General features: G+C 36.0%; 13 protein-coding genes and 1 tRNA gene. 7 read left to right on the top strand and 7 right to left on the bottom strand.

Annotated features, from left to right (window positions below; all coding sequences use genetic code 11):
- Positions 1-35 precede the first annotated feature (35 nt).
- A complete protein-coding gene (locus tag IRZ80_RS11390; protein WP_007804760.1) occupies positions 36-899 on the top strand; it encodes an RNA polymerase sigma factor RpoD/SigA in 864 nt (287 codons plus the stop codon).
- 215 nt (positions 900-1,114) lie between these two features.
- Positions 1,115-1,777 carry a ribulose-phosphate 3-epimerase gene (rpe, locus tag IRZ80_RS11385; protein WP_194641682.1) on the top strand — a complete coding sequence of 221 codons (663 nt, stop codon included), beginning with the start codon at positions 1,115-1,117 and terminating at the stop codon, positions 1,775-1,777.
- 70 nt (positions 1,778-1,847) lie between these two features.
- On the opposite strand, the gene IRZ80_RS11380 is transcribed toward rpe, so the two are convergent.
- Positions 1,848-2,270 carry a CBS domain-containing protein gene (locus IRZ80_RS11380; protein ID WP_194641681.1) on the bottom strand — a complete coding sequence of 141 codons (423 nt, stop codon included), beginning with the start codon at positions 2,268-2,270 and terminating at the stop codon, positions 1,848-1,850.
- Positions 2,271-2,618: 348 nt separating this feature from the next.
- On the opposite strand from IRZ80_RS11380, the gene IRZ80_RS11375 reads away from it, so the two are divergent.
- From IRZ80_RS11375 to IRZ80_RS11360, 4 genes are all read left to right on the top strand, one after another.
- Positions 2,619-6,218 carry an alpha-L-rhamnosidase gene (locus IRZ80_RS11375; protein ID WP_194641680.1) on the top strand — a complete coding sequence of 1,200 codons (3,600 nt, stop codon included), beginning with the start codon at positions 2,619-2,621 and terminating at the stop codon, positions 6,216-6,218.
- A gap of 198 nt (positions 6,219-6,416) precedes the next feature.
- Positions 6,417-6,998, top strand: a complete 582-nt coding sequence (locus IRZ80_RS11370; protein ID WP_194641679.1) for a Crp/Fnr family transcriptional regulator — start codon at positions 6,417-6,419, stop codon at positions 6,996-6,998.
- Positions 6,999-7,086: 88 nt separating this feature from the next.
- Positions 7,087-7,977: an MBL fold metallo-hydrolase gene (locus IRZ80_RS11365; protein WP_228520884.1), complete on the top strand. Its 891-nt coding sequence runs from the start codon at positions 7,087-7,089 to the stop codon at positions 7,975-7,977.
- The gene (locus tag IRZ80_RS11360; protein ID WP_228520883.1) at positions 7,971-8,432 is read left to right on the top strand and encodes a nuclear transport factor 2 family protein; all 462 of its coding nucleotides are present in this window, start codon (positions 7,971-7,973) and stop codon (positions 8,430-8,432) included. Before IRZ80_RS11365 ends, IRZ80_RS11360 begins: the two co-directional genes overlap by 7 nt.
- Positions 8,433-8,546: 114 nt before the next feature.
- Here IRZ80_RS11360 and IRZ80_RS11355 read toward each other — a convergent pair whose 3' ends face one another.
- The 4 genes from IRZ80_RS11355 to IRZ80_RS11340 all read right to left on the bottom strand — a co-directional run bounded on the left by IRZ80_RS11355 (position 8,547) and on the right by IRZ80_RS11340 (position 18,318).
- Positions 8,547-10,559 carry a glycoside hydrolase family 2 protein gene (locus IRZ80_RS11355; RefSeq protein WP_194641678.1) on the bottom strand — a complete coding sequence of 671 codons (2,013 nt, stop codon included), beginning with the start codon at positions 10,557-10,559 and terminating at the stop codon, positions 8,547-8,549.
- A 149-nt stretch (positions 10,560-10,708) separates the two neighbouring features.
- Positions 10,709-13,501 carry a sugar-binding domain-containing protein gene (locus tag IRZ80_RS11350; protein ID WP_194641677.1) on the bottom strand — a complete coding sequence of 931 codons (2,793 nt, stop codon included), beginning with the start codon at positions 13,499-13,501 and terminating at the stop codon, positions 10,709-10,711.
- Between the two features lie 42 nt (positions 13,502-13,543).
- The gene (locus tag IRZ80_RS11345; RefSeq protein WP_228520882.1) at positions 13,544-16,927 is read right to left on the bottom strand and encodes a DUF5107 domain-containing protein; all 3,384 of its coding nucleotides are present in this window, start codon (positions 16,925-16,927) and stop codon (positions 13,544-13,546) included.
- Between the two features lie 14 nt (positions 16,928-16,941).
- On the bottom strand, positions 16,942-18,318 hold the full coding sequence (locus IRZ80_RS11340) for a sugar porter family MFS transporter (protein ID WP_194641676.1): 1,377 nt from the start codon (positions 18,316-18,318) through the stop codon (positions 16,942-16,944).
- Between the two features lie 530 nt (positions 18,319-18,848).
- On the opposite strand from IRZ80_RS11340, the gene IRZ80_RS11335 reads away from it, so the two are divergent.
- The gene (locus IRZ80_RS11335; RefSeq protein ID WP_194641675.1) at positions 18,849-19,733 is read left to right on the top strand and encodes an AraC family transcriptional regulator; all 885 of its coding nucleotides are present in this window, start codon (positions 18,849-18,851) and stop codon (positions 19,731-19,733) included.
- 307 nt (positions 19,734-20,040) lie between these two features.
- Here IRZ80_RS11335 and IRZ80_RS11330 read toward each other — a convergent pair.
- Both IRZ80_RS11330 and IRZ80_RS11325 read right to left on the bottom strand, forming a co-directional pair.
- A tRNA-Arg gene (locus IRZ80_RS11330) sits at positions 20,041-20,114 on the bottom strand.
- Positions 20,115-20,159: 45 nt separating this feature from the next.
- Positions 20,160-20,609: a GatB/YqeY domain-containing protein gene (locus IRZ80_RS11325; protein ID WP_194641674.1), complete on the bottom strand. Its 450-nt coding sequence runs from the start codon at positions 20,607-20,609 to the stop codon at positions 20,160-20,162.
- Positions 20,610-20,891 lie beyond the last annotated feature (282 nt).

The following is a 20,891-nucleotide window of genomic DNA, read 5'->3' as shown; positions in this document are numbered from 1 at the left end:
AACTTGTACACTTAAAAAATTGAGGAGACGAAAACATGAGACAACTTAAAATCACCAAGCAGGTAACCAATCGTGAAACCGCTTCATTAGACAAATATTTACAAGAAATTGGAAAAGTTGACCTTATTACTGCAGACGAAGAGGTAGAATTAGCTCAAAGAATTAAAGCCGGGGATCAAAGAGCCCTTGAGAAATTAACAAAAGCCAATTTACGTTTCGTTGTTTCGGTAGCCAAACAATACCAAAACCAAGGATTAACACTTCCCGATTTAATCAATGAAGGAAATTTAGGATTGATAAAAGCAGCACAGCGTTTTGATGAAACTCGTGGTTTCAAATTCATTTCTTATGCTGTATGGTGGATTCGTCAGTCTATTCTTCAAGCTTTGGCAGAACAATCCCGTATCGTTCGTTTACCTTTAAATAAAATTGGTTCTATCAATAAAATCAACAAAATGTACGCATTATTAGAGCAGTCTAATGAGCGTCCGCCATCTGCTGAAGAAATTGCAAAAGAACTTGACATGACTGTAAATGATGTAAAAGAGTCTATGAAAAACTCTGGCCGTCACTTATCTATGGATGCACCGCTAGTAGAAGGAGAAGATTCAAACCTTTATGATGTACTGCGTTCCGGCGAATCTCCAAATCCTGACAGAGAATTAATTCACGAATCATTGCGTACTGAAATTGAGCGTTCACTAGAAACATTAACTCCAAGAGAAGCTGATGTAGTGCGTTTATACTTTGGTCTTGGTGATCAGCACCCAATGACTCTTGAAGAAATCGGAGAAACTTTTGACCTGACTCGTGAGCGTGTCCGTCAGATTAAAGAAAAAGCAATCCGCAGATTGAAACATACTTCCAGAAGTAAAATCCTTAAAACCTATTTAGGTTAATCTAAAATATCCCCAATTAAAATTTTTAAACTGACTAATTTTTAAATCTTTTAATACAACGTGAACAACAGTCTGATTAACTGTTCGTTTTTTGATTGATGATTGAAACTCCGGCTGATTACCGGAGTTTTATTTTTTATATTAACTTTGCAAAAAAAACAGACAACTCAAATATAAAGAAGCACTGCAGTGCTTCTCAACGTAAAAACTACACAATGAAGAACACAATTATTGCCCCTTCAGTACTAGCAGCAGATTTTGCCAATTTACAGCGTGATATCGAAATGATTAACAACAGTCAGGCCGACTGGTTTCACATTGACATCATGGATGGCGTTTTTGTTCCAAATATTTCTTTTGGAATGCCTGTTCTAGAAGCTATCACAAGGCACACCAAAAAAACGGTAGATGTGCATTTGATGATTGTGAATCCAGATCAATATATTAAAACATTTAAAGATTTAGGTGCTGATATTTTAACCGTGCATTATGAAGCGTGTACACATTTACACAGAACGCTTCAAGCCATCAAAGCCCAAGGAATGAAAGCTGGTGTAGCCCTAAACCCGCATACTAATGTCGATTTATTAGAAGATATAATCAATGATATTGATATGGTCTGCATCATGAGTGTAAACCCAGGTTTTGGAGGACAGTCATTCATTGAAAACACTTATACGAAAGTAAAAAAACTAAAAGACCTGATTACAAGAAAAGGAGCATCAACCCTTATAGAAATTGACGGTGGGGTTACCAACAAAAATGCACTGCAGTTAACCGAAGCTGGAGCTGACGTACTTGTTGCAGGAAGTTTTGTATTTGGAGCCGAAGATCCAATCCAGACAGTAGCGGATTTAAAAGGATTACTAGCCGTTTAATAAAACCAAAAGTCCCAATAAGCAAACAACAGCTTCATTGGGACTTTCTTCTTTAGTAAACACTTAATTTTTAATTATACTGATTAATTAAATATTTTATCAAATCAGTTGTCGTTATTATTCCGACCAGTATATGATCCTCACATACGGGCAGGGCATGAAATTCTTTTTTTGCCAATATCTCAGCAGCTTCTTTAATAGTAGTTTCTGGTGTAATTGTCACTAGTTTTTTGGCCATTACCTGTTCTACCGTAAACATATTATAAACGGTAGTATCTACAATCTCTTCGTCATCATCAACTGCATCTGCAAAAGAAATACGAAGCAAATCAGTATAACTCAATATTCCGATTATTGTAACACCATTCACCACGGGAATATGTCTAATTTTATAATGCTTAAAAAGAGATTCAGCCTTTGTCAAATCATCCTTAATCGTAAGCTTAATTAGATCTTTGGTCATAATTGTAGACACTGGAACATGCTGTCTCATAACATTCTCTTTTTAAATTATACACAAATTTAAAAATGAAAATTGGCTAAAAATATGATGATTATCAGGTGTCATTCAAAACTTTTTCGATAGATTACTATTCATTAGCTTAACATCCTAATAATAACTTAATGCCTTTTTTTATTTAAAACCTCATCACGAAATAATTCATTTAGAATTACGAAAAAAACAATTGTAATTAATACACTTATTTTTTAAATTTGAAAACAAGTGCAATCAATATTTAGTAATCCTAAATCTATCAATGACAGAGAAAATGATTCATTAATACTCCTTCTTTTTTGTCGCCTCAACACTGCCCTATCATTATTAACTAACCATACTGCAATGCAAAAATATTTTATTCCTAGCCGTCTTCTATTAGCAACTATTTTCCTGATGGTCAATTCAATAATTTACGCACAATTTAACATTACAAAACTGCAGACTGAATATCAGCTAACACCGTTGGGAATTGATGTACAGAAACCAGTTTTCAGCTGGCAGATGAAAGCAGATTCAAACCTGAGATCGTTATCGCAAAAGAGTTACCAGATAAAAGTCACAGACGAAAACGGTAAAACAGTTTGGAATTCGAACAAAACCGAAAGCAGTATTTCAGTAGGAATTCTCTACAAGGGTGAAGATCTAAAAGCTGCAACACGTTATAATTGGATTGTGACTGTTTGGAATCAGGATGGCAAAGAATCGGCTGCCTCATCTTGGTTTGAAACTGGACTGACAAATCCTGATTCGAAATTATCCGCATGGGATGGAGCAAAGTGGATTGGCGGTACTGATAAAGATATGGTACTGTATTCTCATTATCTTACTGTTTTCCAATTTAGTTATAATGTTCAGCTCGATCAAAAGTCAAAATCAGACAGTGCCAGTTTTATTTTTGGAGCAAATGACGAACGTCTTATGGACAGAAACATGAACATACTGGATGTTGAAAACAAAAAAGATTCTTCTTATATAAAAATAGAATTGAATATTAAAGATGTCAACAGCAAGCAAAACGGCAGAGCAAAATTAAATGTTTATCGTGTGGGTTATACAAAAAATGATCATGCTGCTGTCCCTTTTAAAACATTTGAAATACCATTGAGCATCATTAATCAAAACAATAAATACAATAAACATGAGATTTTTGCAACATCCGTTTTTGGAGTAATTAATTTTTACGTAGATGGAAATGATGCTGCCCATAATATCACTGCCGACAGTTATGGTCATACTAGTGTAAACATAAATCCGATGGGACGCGGTGCCGATTATATTGCTTATCCAACAGCAGGTGATATTGGTTTTTCTTTAAAAAAAGGACAAAAGGCCAATTTTTCGAACGTTAAAATTATGAATTTCAGAGCACCTTCGAATACGCTGTTTAATGAAAATCTTTCTGAAGAATTATATAACGGAATTTTTTCATCGGTAAATAACAAAACATTTTCTGTTGTAAACGGAGAATATGTCATTGATGCTGCTTCAAAAGATGCGCTGATTATTGCAAATCCAACCCAAAACTCATCTCCAATACTTCGGACTGAATTTAAAACAGAAGGCAAGAAAATTAAAAAAGCCAGACTGTATGCCGCTGCCCGGGGTATATACGAATTATACCTCAACGGGGATCGGATTGGGAAAGAATATTTTAGTCCGGGATTAACACAGTACAATAAAACACAGCTTTACCAGACTTATGATGTAACGGCTATGGTTTTAGAGAATGGAGCCAATGCATTTGGAGCCATTTTAAGCGAAGGATGGTGGAGCGGTAATATTACTTTTACTGGTGAAAACTGGAACTTTTTTGGTGACCGCCAATCGCTTTTAGCCAAATTAATTATTACTTATAATGATGGAAGCGAGCAGATAATAACAACAAATCCAGACACGTGGAAATACTGCAGTGATGGTCCTGTACGATACGGCAGTTTTTTTCAGGGCGAAGTGTATGATGCTGGCAAAGAATCTGCGATTACAGATTGGTCTAAAGCTAACTTTAATGATTCTAAATGGACCAATACACAAATCATAGAATTGGAAACAACATCCAATCCAAATCTTGATTTTTCAGCATTAAAATTAAAAGGAATGCCGGGTGTAACTGCCACTATTACAAAAGTATTAAAACCTGTCAGCGCAGAGGAAGTACGTCCCGGCGTATTTGTATATGACATGGGGCAGAATATGGTAGGTTTTCCTAAAGTTGAATTGGAGAATACCGCCAAAGGCGACACTATAATGATGCGTTATGCCGAAGTAAAATATCCTCACACCGAAGAATACGGTACTAATAAAAACATGATTATGCTCGAAAATATGAGAGCTGCCATGGTTCGTGACATTTATTACTGCAAAGGCAGCAATGACATCATTCAGCCACGGTTTACTTTTCATGGCTTTCGGTTTTTAGAAATTACCGGCATAAAAAAGGCACTTCCGTTAGATAAAATCACAGGATTAGTGCTAAGTTCCATTGATTCAATTACTGCTGATTATCAAACATCAAGTCCATTGGTTAATAAACTATGGAAAAACATAGAATGGTCTACCCGCTCTAATTTTTTATACATTCCCACAGATACTCCTGCGCGCAATGAACGCATGGGATGGAGCGGTGATATAAGCGTTTTTTCTAAAACGGCAACCTACCTTGCCAATGCAGGACCTTTTTTAAAAAGACATATGCTTGCCATGCGGGATTTACAGGAAAAAGACGGAAGATTTACAGACACAGCTCCTGTAACAGATGCTTTTGGCGGTATTCTATGGGGAAGTGCCGGAATTATAGTGGCTTGGGAGTCGTATCTGCAATATGGAGATGTCTCACTGCTTGCAGAACATTATGATGCCATGAAGCGCTATACAGATTTTCTAAAAACACACGTCAACCCAGCAACCGGTATACAATCTGAGTCTCTCCTTGGCGACTGGCTGAGTCCTGAAGGCTACAAAAATGACGATACTATTTTGTGGGATGCTTACTATGCCTACGACCTTGAAATCATGCAAAAAACTGCCAAACTGCTTGGGAAAACTGATGATGCACTAGTTTTTGAGAAAGAATATTCGGCTCGTAAAGATCATTTTAATAAAACTCATATTGATGCTATAACTGGCAAAACAATACATTCTGGCCACCGCTTTCCTTGGGGGTATAAAGTATCCGAAGATCAGCTTCCAAAAAAAGGGAATTTTAGTGACACGCAAGCCTCTTATGCAATTCCGCTGTCTTTTAATTTATTTGACAAAAACACCCAAGATAAAGCCACAAATAATCTTGTAGCTGCGCTGGAACGCAAAAACAAGGACGAGTTAGGCATAATGCGTCCTGAATATTCGCTAATGACTGGTTTTATTGGAACAGCTGCTATTAGCGATGCTCTTTCAAAAAACGGCAAGGATAAAGAAGCCTACCAATTATTACAGCAAACCTCCTACCCTTCTTGGTTATACTCAGTAGAAAATGGAGCTACAACTATATGGGAACGGCTGAATTCATATACAAAAGAGAATGGTTTTGGCGGGAATAACAATATGAACTCCTTTAACCACTATTCCTTCGGTTCGGTTGGTGCATGGATGATAAACAACTCTATAGGCATCGCACGTGATGAGCCGGGTTTTAAAAAATTTATTCTGCAGCCTACACCTGACCCAGCCGGTAAAATAACTTTTGCAAAAGGGCATTATGATTCTATGTATGGAAAAATCACAAGCGAATGGAAAATTACCGAAGGACAGACAATTTATACGATGGAAATCCCGGCAAATACAACTGCATCACTATTTTTAAAAGCATCCAGCATAAACAAAGTAACCGAGAGCGGTAAAAAAATCAAACAGCAAAAAGGCATAACCTACATTGGTCAAAAAGGAGACAGATTAGAGTTTACATTACAATCCGGCATTTATCAATTTACAGTAGAAAACCAATAATCAAAAAAACTTAACTATATAACAGCTAATAATTCCATTGCTTATTTTCTTTTCAGATATAATTTTTAAAATATCTCATGCCTGCTCAATGTATTTAAAGTCATAGGGGTTGTAAACAATTAACTGATAATTCAGTACATTTATATCTAAATTAGGCATCCTGTAACCACTGCAAGGGTGTAAACATCATCTCATAAAATGACAGAACTTCTTAAACAAAATTTGGCAGCGCATATTTCACTTTCAGCTTCTGAAATGGAGGAATTCTGCAATTTGTTTGAACATAAAACGATTAAGAAAAAAAGTTTTTTGCTGCGGGAGGGCGAAGTCTGCAGGTTTGAAGGTTTTGTTACCAAAGGGCTTTTTCGAGTATACCATATTGATAAAAACGGTTTTGAACAAGTACTTTATTTTGCCATAGAAAATTGGTGGATTACTGATATTGACAGTTTTACCAATGAAAAACCATCACAGCTTTTTATAGAAGCTATTGAAGATAGTGAAGTCCTTTTAATTTCTAAAGAAAATAAAGAATATGCTTATGCTAATCTGCCTAAAATAGAAAAGCTGTTTCGGGTAATGACTCAAAAAACCCATGTTGCCCTGCAGCGCAGAATGATTGATAATCTAAGTAAAACAGCGGAATCCCGTTACATCGAATTTGCAGAAAAGTATCCTCAGCTTATTCAGCGTCTTTCCAATATTCAAATCGCTGCTTATTTGGGTATTACAAATGTTTTTTTGAGTAATATTCGAAAGAAAATTGCTGTCAGAAAATAAGAATTCCTTTTAATTATTTAAACTAGTTTAATGTTTTGAGACAGCATACCGTCTCATCTTTGCAGTGTTAATTCAAAACAGCGCAAAAATGAAAAACACTATCTCAACAGTATTTATAACAATTTTAATTTTATTTAATATGGAAACACAAGCACAAAGTTTCAAAACTATCGAAACTAAAGATTTAAAACTTCAAGTTTACAATGCATCAGAAAACAGTTTTGGCGTAGCATCAATAATTGTATCCGGAAAAACAGATGCGGTTTTGATCGATGCACAATTTACTTTGGCGGATGCCGAAAAAATAGCACAGAAAATTAAAGCAAGCGGCAAAAAACTAACCACAATTTTTGTTTCTCACGGCGATCCTGATTTTTATTTCGGACTGGAAGTATTCAAAAAATATTTCCCTGAAGTTACCGCTTATGCATCTCCTGCAACAATTGAACATATAAAAGCGACTGCTCAAAAAAAACTAGAAGTATGGGGCGAAAGATTAGGTAAAAACATTACGTCAAACGTTGTTTTACCACAAGTTTTAAAAGGAAATACTATTGAGTTAGAAGGTCAAAAATTAGAACTAATTGGTTTGGAAGAATTCCCGAACAAAACGTTTATATGGATTCCTTCAATCAAAGCAGCTGTTGGCGGAATTAATGTTTTTGGAACAACTTTTCATCTTTGGATGGCCGATGCACAAACTCCAGAAGCGCGTAAAAACTGGATTTCTGTTTTAGACAAAATCACAGCTTTGAATCCTGAAATTGTAATTCCTGCTCACGCCAATTCAAGTTCTCCATTTGATATAACTGCTGTAAATCATACCAAAAGTTATATCCAATTCTATGAAGAAGCTTTGAAAACCAATAAAACATCAGAAGCTTTAATTACAGCTTTGAAAGCAAAATATCCAGCTCTTACTTTTGAAACTGCCCTACAGATTGGCGCAAAAGTAAACACAGGAGAAATGAAATGGTAAAACTAATCATTTACAGCCTGATGCTGCTTTTTGTATTATCAGGCTGTTCTTTAAATAAAAAAGCAATGACAAATCTTGAAATCATAAAAAGCACTTATGAAGGAAAAACTTCAGAAGAAAACGGTAAAAATCTAGCTCAATATGCTGCTGAAAATATCTCTTGGACAGAAGCCAAAGGTTTTCCATATGGAGGAACTTATATTGGACTAGAAGAAATAACCAAAAATGTTTTCAGCCGGTTAGGCAGCGAATGGATTGATTACAAATTTACCCCTGAAGATTATGTTACCAGCAATGATAAAGTTGTCGCTTACGGAACTTACACCGGAACTTATAAAATCACAGGTAAATCATTCACGGCCAGAGTAGCTCACGTTTGGAAATTAAAAGAAAGCAAAATTATTAGTTTTGAGCAGTTTGTGGACAGTCAGCCTGTAAACGATGCTATTAAATAAAAATCAATTACAATATAAAAAAACAGAACCAGCAAAACTATTTTTGCTGGTTCTGTTTTTAAAAAATTAAACCATTTTTATCCTGGTAAATACTTGTTAACGCTTCGTCTTTTCTTAAAGCTTATGATTAACCACTTCAAATCCTGTTGGTCTAATGATTGAAAACTCATTCGCTCTTATTTTTATTTTAAAAGTTCTTTCTTGACCTGGTTCCAATTTGTCAATAACAACTTTTTCGTTCCCACAAACAATTACATAATTCCTTAAAGTATAACTTGGGATTGTATTTTTTCCTAAAAGAGTAATATTTGCAGTGCCGTTTTTTATCTCAACTGATTTAATAATAACAGGAGAACTTTCCTTTTTCAATGCGTAATATGAAGGTTTTGGATTTCCAAAAATATCACAAACACCATGTACTCTTAAAGGATAAGCATATGTAAAATCTTCTCCCATGTGGGTGCGGTAATCATTGAGACAAAAATAAATGGCACCGGCAACATAATCTTTTGAACCGTAAATTTCTAATTGTTCGGCCATTTCTTTTATCCGTCTCGGGTCACCTCCTTTGTGAGCAGGCTCACATAATCCCCACTCTGAAATAGTTATCGGTTTGTTATTATACTCTCCTGAAATACGATCTAATTCACCTCCAATAACATCAATACTTTGACCAAACCATGTACTGTAATATTCGTTAAACATTAGCATATCAAACTCTCCTGAAGCATCAGGAACATAGTCTTTTTGGATAGGTTTTCCCTTGTGTAATTTATTAGAAACAAAATTAACCAGCCTTGAAGCATCTATTTTTTTAGCTTCGTTATAGAGTGTTCTTAATCTATTTACATTCTCTGGATTATGACTTTCTAATTCATTACCTATTCCCCAACTTATTATAGAAGGATGGTTATAATGATTCTCAGTCATTTCAATTAAATGTTTTCTTCCTAATGCAAGCAGTGTATCATTAAGCATTGTAGCGCCGCCCCAATAAGGAATTTCTTCCTGAACCAAAATTCCATTTCTGTCACACCAATCAAAAACAGCTTCATCCTGCTGCCAATGAAAACGGGTAAAAATACAGTTGGCATTCTTCATCAATTTGAGATTTTTTTCAAAATCAGCAGTCGTTTCAGCCATGCCGCGCTCCATATTAGAACCCGGCATCCATTCTACTCCCATCAAACGAATAGGTTCTCCATTTAAAACATATCGATTTTTTTCAATTTTAATACTTCTGAAACCAAATACCGTTGTGTATTCATCTTTTAAATTTCCATCTATAAATAACTGTAAAGTTAGTTTGTACAAATTTGGGGCATCAAAATGCCAAGAATTTATTTTATCAAAATTTAATACCGTCTTAAAATCATCATTTTCCAATTTACCTTTTAGCTCAGAATTGAAAATAATTTTATTTGTAGCTTGATTTTCTTCGGTTATTTTAACCATTAATTTCAGCTTCGAAAAATCTATTTTACTATTTTCAATAAAACTAACATCAATGTCCGCAACACCTTTGCTCCCATTAGGTGTTCCAACAATTTTTATATTTTTTACAGCTTGAGGTTCGGTAATGACCAAAGATACACTTCTATAAATTCCTCCATCATTAGCCCAATCGTAACTTTTTAGAAAAGGAATAGTATTACGTGAAAAATCATTATTTACAATAACAATAAGTGTGTTATTCCCTTTTTTAATAAAAGACGAAATATCTATAAAAAAGCGATTATAACCAGAGCCTATATGTTCACCTGCTTTTTTACCATTAATATATATGACAGCATCATGGTAAACGGCATCAAACTGAATACGAACCGTTTTTTGTAAATCGCTTTCAGAAACTTCAAAATCACGTTCATACCAACAATTTCCTGTATATTTTTCCAATCCTTTTTCAACATTCCACACATGAGGCACACTAACTATTCTGGATGTATTTTTAGGCAATCCATTTGTCTCCCAATGATTTGATTTTCCTATTGACAAAGAATCAACGGAAAAGTTCCAACTACCATTTAATGAGATTGTTTTTCGGACTGCTTGTTTCTCTCCTTTGTAAAAAGAAGTCAAAAACATCGTACAAATTAACAACAGAATTAAACCAAATGTCTTTTTCATTTTAAAAATTTTATTTTTAATACTAACAAATTAACTCCCCAAAAACTATGTATCACCTACCTCATATTAAAATAATTTCAAAAGATCACAACATCATAATTGGTACTAAACACAATCTATATTTAAATTTAGTTTAGTACCAATTGTTTTTAATAAATACTCTTCGCGTCTTCCTTGCCTTTCTCCTTCTGCTCTGTTAAAACTGATTTTAAGATTTCAGGATTCTTTATTACTTCCGGATTAAAGGATTCGCTGTTCATGTATTTTAAGATTGAAATCAGCAGCTGTTTTGCAGCCGGGCGTTTCTCTAAATCGGCTGCCAGATCAAAAGAGGCAATTACTAATTTTCCAGATCCTATACTTCCTTCAAAAAGTGATGCCAACTTACGGTTATTAGCAAAATTGTCTACCATTTCTACAATAGGATTTCCTCCAACAACAGTGTCCATAATAAGCGTTGTCGAATTTACATTCAAATCCCACCATTGCCAGTCGGTATTCATATCGGTCGGGAAATTAGCCAAAGCTTTGTGCGAAGGATCGCAAAGCACGCCCATAGTTCCTGCCTGTTTAGGAAAATGTACCGGACTCCAAAATACAGGAACAAATTTCCCTTCTATTCCCTTAATTTTTTTCCAATCAGGATTTAGCAGTACTTTTTTACCCGCCTTCAGAAGTTTGTAGGCTTCATCAAGATTTCTGGTGTAAGCTACTTTTCCGTAATCTACAGCCTGTTGCTGCGGATACACCCAGATATTCCATTGGTTTTTATAATTTGTCCCTTTCAGATTTACAGTAACTGTTAATTTTGCCGCTTTCGTTATTTTCTGAAGGCTCTCATTTATATCTAATATTTTATGATTGTAACCAATAGAAACTGCATATTTTGTGCTGCCGGAAGCGACTACAGTATTGCCGTCGTTAATGCTCCATTCTACTTCCTGATCTTTCAAAACTGCATCCGAATAATTACTGATATCCAAAGAAGCAGTAAAAGATTCATCGTTTGTATACGTTGCTTTAGCAAAACGCAGCAATGGTACTACCGGAGCCGAGAACTGCCTGAACTCCTCTGGTGAAATTAATCCCTTACTGTCCCAAAAAGCATCCAAAAGTCCAACCAATGCTGTTCCCTGTCCTGGAAAATCATGCAGATCCAATAATTGAAAACCGCTGATTCCCGCTGTTTTTAAGGCTCTTTCGATTTCTTCTTTGTACAGAATCACTGCCAATTTTCCCGACGCTTTTGTATAATCAGCAGCTTTGTTTATTAAACCTTTACGTTCTAAATCTTCTTTAACCGATTTAAAATTGATGGGTTCCAAAACTCCTGTGTATTTAGAAATTTCATCAATTTTAGGATAAACCGCATACTGACCGATTTCATGCGTCACCAAAGGAACTGTCATTCCTTCAACAGAAGCAGCATAATCTTTGTTGAACGTTGGGGATTCACTGTTAAAAACACCTTGCCCGCGAACCCATCCTTTCTTTGTCCATTGTGTAATAAAAAAATCATCTTCGAGTTCCGGCCAGTCGCCATGCCCTTTTTCGAAAGTAAATGAAGTTGTGGTATAAAGATGTCTGTCATCTTTGGCTTTTAAACTGTTCATCAATTTGGTCAAAACAGTCATGTCGCCCTGCAGTTCATTACCCATCGACCACATACAGAATGACGGATGATTTCCATATTCATCAATCATACGCTGTGCTTCGGCGTATAGAAAGTCTGTTGTTTTTTGATCCTGACCGATTTTAAGACTCCAGACCGGCAATTCTACCTGAAGGTAAAAACCCATTTCGTCAGCAACCTCAAATGCTGCCTGCGGCGGACACCAAGAGTGAAAACGCAGGTGATTCAATCCCCAGTTTCTCGCAGTGCCAAAAACTTTTCTCCAGCCTTCTTTATCCATTGGCGGATGCCCTGTAAGCGGAAAAATATCACATTCTAATGTTCCTCTCAAAAATACCGGCTGTTCATTAATCGACAGTACTGAACCTTTTCTCGAAAAACTTCGCATTCCAAAATCAACAGAAAAATTCGATTGATTTTTTCCTGCTTTCAATTCGGCTTTTAATTCATATAACTCAGGTGAAAATTCACTCCAGAGCTTTATGTCTTTACCCATATTATAATCGGCCTCCACAGCTGATTCTCCAGTTTTTATCTGGATTTCTCTTTGAAGTGTTTCCGCTGAAATGGTAGTCTTTTTATTTACAACTGTAATACTCAGAATTCCTTTTGTATTTTTTGCGTTGTTGTTAAGAACCACTTTCACCTTAGCAATTCCTGTACTGATTTCCGGTTTTACCTGAAGATTTGCAATTCGGACCGCATCAAAAGCTTCGATTTCCATTCTGCCAATGATTCCGTTCCAGATAATCTGCGTTTCATTGGTATAAGAATGCGCCATATTATCAACACTGATATCAAACTGTTTTCGGTTGTCCACACGAATCGTTATACGATGCGTTTTTCCGGCAGTAAGATATTTTGTGAGGTCAAAATAATGAGGGGCAATCAAGCTGTTTTGCTCTCCTGCTACTTCTTGTCCGTCAATCCAGACATTGGTTTTCCATATAACGCGTTCCAGTTTTAGAATAAATTCTTTCCCTTTCCAATTATTTGGCACCGAGATTTCGCGCGTGTACCAGGCCGCTCCCAGATAACTATTTTTTCGAGTTAGATGACTCATCTGTAGTTTCTCTAAACTTGGTTTTAGTTTATTGGGAACTCCAAGGCCCGCATCATCAGTAGTCCCCGGCAATTTCATCAATTGCTTAAAACTCATGTTCTGCCAGCCGTTTTTCAGTCCGCTGTCTGTACTGTCGAGCTGCACTGTCCATTCACCGGAAATGTCCATAACTGTTTTCTCTCTCGAATCCCATGAAGAGAGAAACAGCAGACAAAGAAGAGCTGTTATGATAGGTTTGATTTTCATTTTATTAAATTTTATAATTATGATATCGGAAACAAAACCTTTCTATTTACGAAAAGTCTGTTTATTGATATCTAATTGTTTCACTTTCTGATAATATTTTTCAGATTCCTTTTCATTTCCTAATCCGCTGTGACCTAAAGCCATTACATAATAGCAATGCACCTGATTTCTAACATTCAGATCATCATCCCAAATGGCAAGATCCGGAAGCGATACTGCGAAATAATCGATTCTTGATTTTTCAAACAGATATTTTTCGCCATGTGCCAGCAGTTTATTGAAACGGCTTCTGGCTTTGTCTTCATCACCTAATTCGCGCCAAGCCAGTCCTTGATAAAAAATCTTATCCGGCTGCTGATCGTTATAGAAAAAGGCCTGAACCGGTTCTGATGATCCCAAAGTTGCTTCAACAAAATTTGCTGCTGCATTTTCTAAATCACCAAGTCCTTTGTATGCTAATCCTTTATAATAAAAAACCTCATTTTCTTCAGCATTTTTCAATTTTCCTTCGCCTAAATCATGCGGATAAACTTCGGTTTCTTTCAGCAATTGTATGGCATCTGCAAAACGGTTTTCTGCAATTGCTATTTTAGCTAATTCTACCCTGCATAAAGTATATTGTCCAGTAACTTTTCCTTCTCCGCCTTCCCAAGGGTGGAATTTTCGCTGTGAAATCAATACTTTTGCAACAGCATATTTCCCTGTCTGATTGTAAAGTGTAATGCGTTCGATGCACAAATCATCACGTTCTTCAACCAAATTTGGATATTGGTTTAAAACTTCTAAACGGAATTCAGGAGTTTTCCCAATCTTCTTGTACAGCTGATCTAATTCCATAAAAATTCTTGAATCGGCTGTATCCAATGCAAATGCTTTTTCCAGCATTTCCTGAGCCTTCACTTTATCATTTGTTTTGTTGAAATAAGCCAATGCAAGGTTTCTTAACAAGGTAGGGAATTTTTCGTCTATACTGTATGACAGTTCCCAGCATTTTACAGCATCCTCATATTGACGGAACGCATACCAGAAATTCCCTAAATAATAAGGCGCTTTTGTGTCTTTAGGATTTAACAGAATTGCGTCCTGCAGCATATTTACTTCTTCAATACGGTTAGGAAAACACTTTTCAGGTGACTGTAAAGCTCCTTTTTTGTACCATTCTATAGCTTCGTCTTTATCTCCAGCCATTGAAGCAAAATAACCCAAAGCATAATACACGATTGGATAAACTTCTTCGGTATCATTAATCGATTCCTGCAATAATTTAGAAGCTTCGTCATATAATCCTGCTCCGGCAAAATCCAATGCATATTCGATATAACCGTGTGACCACTGACGCATAATGATATTCATTTCGACCAATACCGATTGGTCTTTTGTCAGAAGATATTTCTCAAAACGGCATCCCATATTGAAACGGTCGATTTTGATAGATTCTTCAATCCATGCCAAAGCTTCCTGATTTCTATTTAATTTTCTCAAAATAGAAGTTTTCAATTGACGTGCTTTGTGATTGTGCCAGTTGCGGATCAATGACGACTCCACTCTTTCAAGTGCTTCAGACCATTCACCTTTTATACTGTCAATTTGTGCCAATGCATAAAAACCGGCATCCTGCCACGCTGCATTCCAGGTCGATTTGAAAAGAGAATTATAAGCCTCATCGAATTTTCCTTGTAATTTCAAACAATAACCCAAATTGTAAAGTGGTTCACCGTCAATCGGATTTGGATTGCGTTCTGTTAAAACGTCAACTGCGGTTCTGAAATACGTTTCGGCTTTTTCAAACTGACCTCTCCTTAGCATCAAAAGGCCGACAGCATTATTACATCTCACATCTCTTGAATCTCTGCTTAAAGCTTCAAAATAATAATCCAGCGGATTGTAAGTCGCGTGTCTGTATTGTTCCAAATGCAGTCCTGTCAGGTACAATTGTTCCATTGAAGCAATATCTTTCGGATCTAAAGCCGCTTTTGCAGGGTCAGGAACTGGTTTAATCTCAGCCTTTTCTTCCTGATACTGAACCAGAATTTTACCATTCGAAGTATAAACCGTAAAAATCAAATCCTCAGATGCTGTTTCTCCAATCGAAACTCGTTTTTTATACGGATTTACAGGCGAAATCGTAATTTCATCCTCAAACAATACCGTGTTTTTCTTGTCTTTTAATTCAATTTTTAAGTTTTCATAAAGACCAGTTGTGTACAAAATCAGATCCGCTTCGTTTCCTTCAACTTCGATGTTTATGATTGCATCTTTAGTTGCATTTTTTACATAACCCACTTCGGCATACGGCATGAAATACTGCACCCACGACTTTTCTTCGTACGCCTGAAGCCAAGAAAAATCAGGCTGATTATCTGTGAAAACTCCTGTCATTAATTCGATATACGGACCGTCTTTATCAGTTAAATTTCTGTCCCAAGCCAAACCAAAATCTCCGTTCCCCCATGTCCATTGTTTTTTTCCCGGAGACACATGATGATTAGCCACATGCAGTAATCCAGCCTGTACATCATCTTCATAACCGCCCACAAAATTATATTTGGACCGCACTGCCATATACGAGGTTGGAACCGGAATGTTTTTATATTTCGAAATATCTACTCCCGCCGAATAATCCTGCTTGTAATATTCTCCAGTTGCAATCGGGAATTTAGAAACGTCTCTTTTTCCGTGGTCAAATACTGCATTCACATCAGGTGGAAAAACCGATTTATAACCGTCATTCACAACTACAGCAGGATTCGCCCACCAAAGGAATGTCTGCGGAAACGCAGTACGATTGTAGATTTTTACTTTAATTTCGATGTAAGCTTTGTCAGGATGCAGCGTGAATCCCTGCATTCCTTTGGTCCTGAACATTCTCTCTACTTCATTGCACCAAATTGTTTTACTTCCATCTTCATTTTCCTCAATATTATAATCCGTAGGCAAAAAAGTGCTCGGACGATGGTGCTGTGGCCAGTTGAACTCAATTCCACCCGAAATCCAAGGCCCTGTAAGTCCAACAAGAGCTGGCTTTATAACCTGATTATAGTATACAAAATGACGCTGTTTTACTTTGTCATACGCCATGTGAACGCGCCCGCCCAACTCTGGCAGAATCATTATTTTGATGTATTTATTTTCTAAAAATACCGCATTATACGACTTATCAACCTTTTCATCAGATAATTTTTCGACCACAGTATAAGGATAAACAGCTCCTGAACTTCCCTGATACACACGTTTTTCAAGAAAAATAGGATTCTTTTCTTCTTCTCCAATCTGATACGTTGGGAGTAGAATATTTTCTTCCCAAACGCGTACCACACCATCTTCATTAACAGTAGACTGAATCAGATAAGCTGTTATTTTTTCGTCCTGAACCATTTCATTTATTGATTGTTCTGCATGCAGATTGTCTGCAATTGTATTTTCCATTTTATTATATGCTATTATTTTGTCAATTCATTTTCTATTTCCTCTAAAGACTTTCCTTTGGTTTCCGGCAGCGAAATGCGGAGGAAAACAAATCCCAACAGGCAGATTACACCGTATAGCCAGAATGTCCCGTAAGATCCAAGACTGCTGTTTAGTATCGGAAAAGTATAAGTAAGTACGAAACAGGCTGTCCAAAGAGCAAAAGTCGAAACCGCCATAGCCATTGCCCGGATTTTTGTCGGGAATATTTCAGATAAAACGACCCAGGTAATGGGTGCCAATGTCATTGCGTAGCAGGAAATTGCAGCTATAACAAGCCCTAAAACTGCAAGCCCAGTTATTTCAAAATAATAGCAGGCGCCTAGTGCCGCGTAGATGAAAAACAATCCAATTGAACCCATGAGCATCAGCGTTCTTCTTCCCCATCTGTCTACAAAATACATTCCAACGAATGTGAAAATTACGTTGGTTACACCCGTAATTACGATATTGAACAAGATATCCGAAACGCCATAGCCGGCTGCTGAAAATATTTCCTGAGCATAATTAAAAATTACGTTGATACCGCACCACTGCTGAAAAACCGCAATCACAATTCCTAATAACAGAATCTTTGGCATTTTACCTTCAAAAAGCATTTTATAATTAGCTTCTTCTTTAACGTCTCCGGCACTTGATTTCAATTCTTCAATTTGTTCTTTTGCAAAAGCAAGCCCGCCAATTTTGGTAAAAACAGATGCCGCTTTATCATATTTTCGCTGACTCGCAAGCCATCTTGGACTTTCGGGTATGATTAATATCAAAGCAAAAAAGGCTACTGATGGAATGGCTCCTGCCCAAAACATGTATCTCCAGCCCCACTGACCGTTCCAGGAATTCAAAATATCCTGACCTTCTACAATTGGATCAGCGATTAACCAGTTTACAATCTGCGCTGCCAATATTCCTATCACAACAGTCAATTGGTTTATTGAAACAAATTTCCCTCTGGATTCACTCGGAGCAATTTCGGCGATATACATGGGCGAAAGATTCGAAGCAATTCCGATACCGATACCGCCAACAACTCTCCAGATAATAAACCATTCAATCGTATCGATCATTCCGGTGCCAGCAGCTGCGAGCGTAAAGAATATTGAAGCGACTATCATCAATGGTTTTCTTCCGTATTTATCAGACAAACTCCCCGAAATCATTACACCTAGCAGACAGCCTAAAATGGCACTTCCCATAACCAAGCCTTGCATCGAAGGTGAATTGGCAATATTAAAAAAGACTTCATAAAAAGGCTTTGCGCCCCCAATCACCACCCAATCATACCCAAACAGCAGTCCGCCCATAGCCGAAACCAAAGCGATGAAAAGCAGATAGGAAGAATTATACTTTCTCATATATTTTAATTTTTTAAATAATTTAACATTGCAAATATCGTTACATGCCTCAAGTTCAAAAATGTAATATTTATGTAAAACATGTATAAAACATAGATTTTCAGATCAAATTTATTATTCTAAAAACAAAAAAACGTTTTTTTTATTGCTGCTGTATTTATTCGAGTTAAAATTTAATGAATTCGCAGTTAACAACAGATAAAATATCTGACTAAAAAAAATCAGCAATACCGAATTAGTCATTTTCAAGTAACTTTACAATAGAATATGTATATTACCATGGTTTTATATCAAATGGTATTATTTCATAAATTTGGTTTTTAATAACCCTTAGAGCCTGTTTAAGTTTTATTTATTGGCTCTCTTATGACGATTTTTGGCTACAACTTCGTTAAATTTTTATACAATAGCTCTGCTATTTTATAAAAATTTGCCTAGTTTCACTCAAAAATCATCTAATAATAAATCTCAAAAATAAAATTTAAACAGGCTCTTAAATTTTTCTTTTTAAAATTAATAATAACCGCATCATGGATCAGATAGCAGATGGATTTAAAGGTGAAAGAGCAATCGTTGTCCCGTACAGCGTACGGCATTTTCAATCTGAAAACGAACTGACAAAAAGAGCTTTTATTACCCACATTGGCTATTATCCCAATGCCAAATATCATTTTAGAAAACGGTCAAAAGGAGCGCTTGAAAATATTCTTATTTATTGTGAAAGCGGAAAAGGGTTTATAACTTTTGAAAACGAAAAATATTCGCTTACAAAAGAACAGGCTTTTATTATTCCGGCACATAAAGCTCACAGTTATGAAGCTGAAATATCTAAGCCCTGGAGCATTTACTGGCTTCATTTTAAAGGAACTTCAAACTCATTACACGCTGCTGTTTCTGGAAAAATCCTCAACTTAAACGACAGCCGTTCAGCAGACAGATTACACTTATTCGAAGAAATTTACCAGAATCTGGAAATGGGTTTCAGTCCTGACAATCTCGAATATTCCAGCATCTGCCTTCAGCATTTTCTTGCCAGCATAAAATATACGGATCAGTTTTTAAAAATTAAAACTGCCGACACAGAAGTTTTAGATGTAATACAAATGAGTATTATTTACATGAAAAATAACCTGACCAACAAAATAACGCTTCATGATATCGCTCAATATGTTGGTTATTCGAGTTCCTATTTTGGGGCCTTGTTTTTAGAAAAAACATCATTTACCCCTATGGACTATTACAATCAGTTAAAAGTTCAGAAATCCTGTTCGCTATTGCAGTTCAGCAATTTGAAAATAAAAGAAATAGCCTATCAATTGGGCTATTACGACCCATTTCACTTTTCAAAATCGTTCAGGCTGGTAATGGAAATATCACCACGGGAATACCGACTTCGATACAAAAGTCAAGTGTAATTGAGCTTTTTAAATCCTAAACACCTTTCTTAATTCCGGGAATTAATCTAATAACTGCACCAAATGCACAACTGCTTAAAAACTATAATCGGTATTGCTACTAGCAGTTTTACAGCAGAATCTACAGCACAATTTCTTAAGACTAATGTTAGCGGATGAAAAGATAAACAGCAAAACTGCTGCATGACAATTTCGCTAAGAGCCTGTTTAAATTTATAATTTTATTTGAAAACGAAAATATTTAACCGAATTCAAAACCAAACAAAAAGCCTGAGAATTTACATTCTCAGGCTTTTTGTATTCCCAGTGATCGCGGAGGGGTTCGAACCCCCAACCCTCAGAGCCGAAATCTGATATTCTATCCAGTTGAACTACGCGATCAATATATATTTCAGTTTCTAAATTATAAAATCTGAAATCATTTTATTAAGTCAATAATTTCTTTACGATTGAAGAAATAATTTTTCCCTCAGCGGTTCCGCCTAATTGAGCAGCAGCCAGTCCCATTACTTTTCCCATTGAAGCTATTCCAGAAGCTCCTGTTTCAGCAATGATTTTTGCAATTACCACTTCAACTTCAGCTTCGCTTAATTGAGCAGGAAGAAATTTTTCGATTACAGCAACTTGAGCTAATTCGGGCTCAGCTAAATCAGGACGGTTTTGCTCAGTAAATATTCTAGCGCTTTCTTTGCGTGTTTTAACTAATCTTTGAAGTAATTTAATCTCATCATCTGCCGAGATTTCTTCTTTTGACCCTGAAGCAGTCTGCGCTAATAAAAGTTCAGATTTTATAGCTCTTAATGCTTCTAATGCAACAGTATCTTTGGCTCTCATGGCGGTTTTAATTTCGTCCATGATTTGAACTGATAAACTCATATAGTTTTTAAATTTTAGATTCTTAATTTTAGATTCTTAATTTTAGATTCTTGATTTTATAAATCAAAAATCATTTATTTTTTTGAAATGAAAAAGGATTTTCAATCACAAAATCTGCAATCTCAAAATCTGCAATCTCAAATCACCTTATACAGCTGGATAAGGCCCGACAAATTTAGAAAATTTTACTGGCAATAACAACAACTAGTTTGATGGATTACAATCAAAAAAAACAGCCCGAAAATTGAAAATGAATTTTCGGGCTGTTTCAGAAAAAATGGC

Source organism: Flavobacterium sp. HJJ (genome assembly GCF_015351475.1).
In the GTDB taxonomy this organism is placed as follows: domain Bacteria; phylum Bacteroidota; class Bacteroidia; order Flavobacteriales; family Flavobacteriaceae; genus Flavobacterium; species Flavobacterium marginilacus.
Note: the sequence above shows the minus strand (reverse complement) of the source record. Positions and strands in the feature narration are given on the sequence as shown.

What these genes read in the sequence shown, in the direction of transcription:
- IRZ80_RS11390 (WP_007804760.1), top strand. Translation starts at nt 36, where the DNA reads ATGAGACAACTTAAAATCACCAAGCAGGTAACCAATCGTGAAACCGCT.
- rpe (WP_194641682.1), top strand. Translation starts at nt 1,115, where the DNA reads ATGAAGAACACAATTATTGCCCCTTCAGTACTAGCAGCAGATTTTGCC.
- IRZ80_RS11380 (WP_194641681.1), bottom strand. Translation starts at nt 2,270, where the DNA reads ATGAGACAGCATGTTCCAGTGTCTACAATTATGACCAAAGATCTAATT.
- IRZ80_RS11375 (WP_194641680.1), top strand. Translation starts at nt 2,619, where the DNA reads ATGCAAAAATATTTTATTCCTAGCCGTCTTCTATTAGCAACTATTTTC.
- IRZ80_RS11370 (WP_194641679.1), top strand. Translation starts at nt 6,417, where the DNA reads ATGACAGAACTTCTTAAACAAAATTTGGCAGCGCATATTTCACTTTCA.
- IRZ80_RS11365 (WP_228520884.1), top strand. Translation starts at nt 7,087, where the DNA reads ATGAAAAACACTATCTCAACAGTATTTATAACAATTTTAATTTTATTT.
- IRZ80_RS11360 (WP_228520883.1), top strand. Translation starts at nt 7,971, where the DNA reads ATGGTAAAACTAATCATTTACAGCCTGATGCTGCTTTTTGTATTATCA.
- IRZ80_RS11355 (WP_194641678.1), bottom strand. Translation starts at nt 10,559, where the DNA reads ATGAAAAAGACATTTGGTTTAATTCTGTTGTTAATTTGTACGATGTTT.
- IRZ80_RS11350 (WP_194641677.1), bottom strand. Translation starts at nt 13,501, where the DNA reads ATGAAAATCAAACCTATCATAACAGCTCTTCTTTGTCTGCTGTTTCTC.
- IRZ80_RS11345 (WP_228520882.1), bottom strand. Translation starts at nt 16,927, where the DNA reads ATGGAAAATACAATTGCAGACAATCTGCATGCAGAACAATCAATAAAT.
- IRZ80_RS11340 (WP_194641676.1), bottom strand. Translation starts at nt 18,318, where the DNA reads ATGAGAAAGTATAATTCTTCCTATCTGCTTTTCATCGCTTTGGTTTCG.
- IRZ80_RS11335 (WP_194641675.1), top strand. Translation starts at nt 18,849, where the DNA reads ATGGATCAGATAGCAGATGGATTTAAAGGTGAAAGAGCAATCGTTGTC.
- IRZ80_RS11325 (WP_194641674.1), bottom strand. Translation starts at nt 20,609, where the DNA reads ATGAGTTTATCAGTTCAAATCATGGACGAAATTAAAACCGCCATGAGA.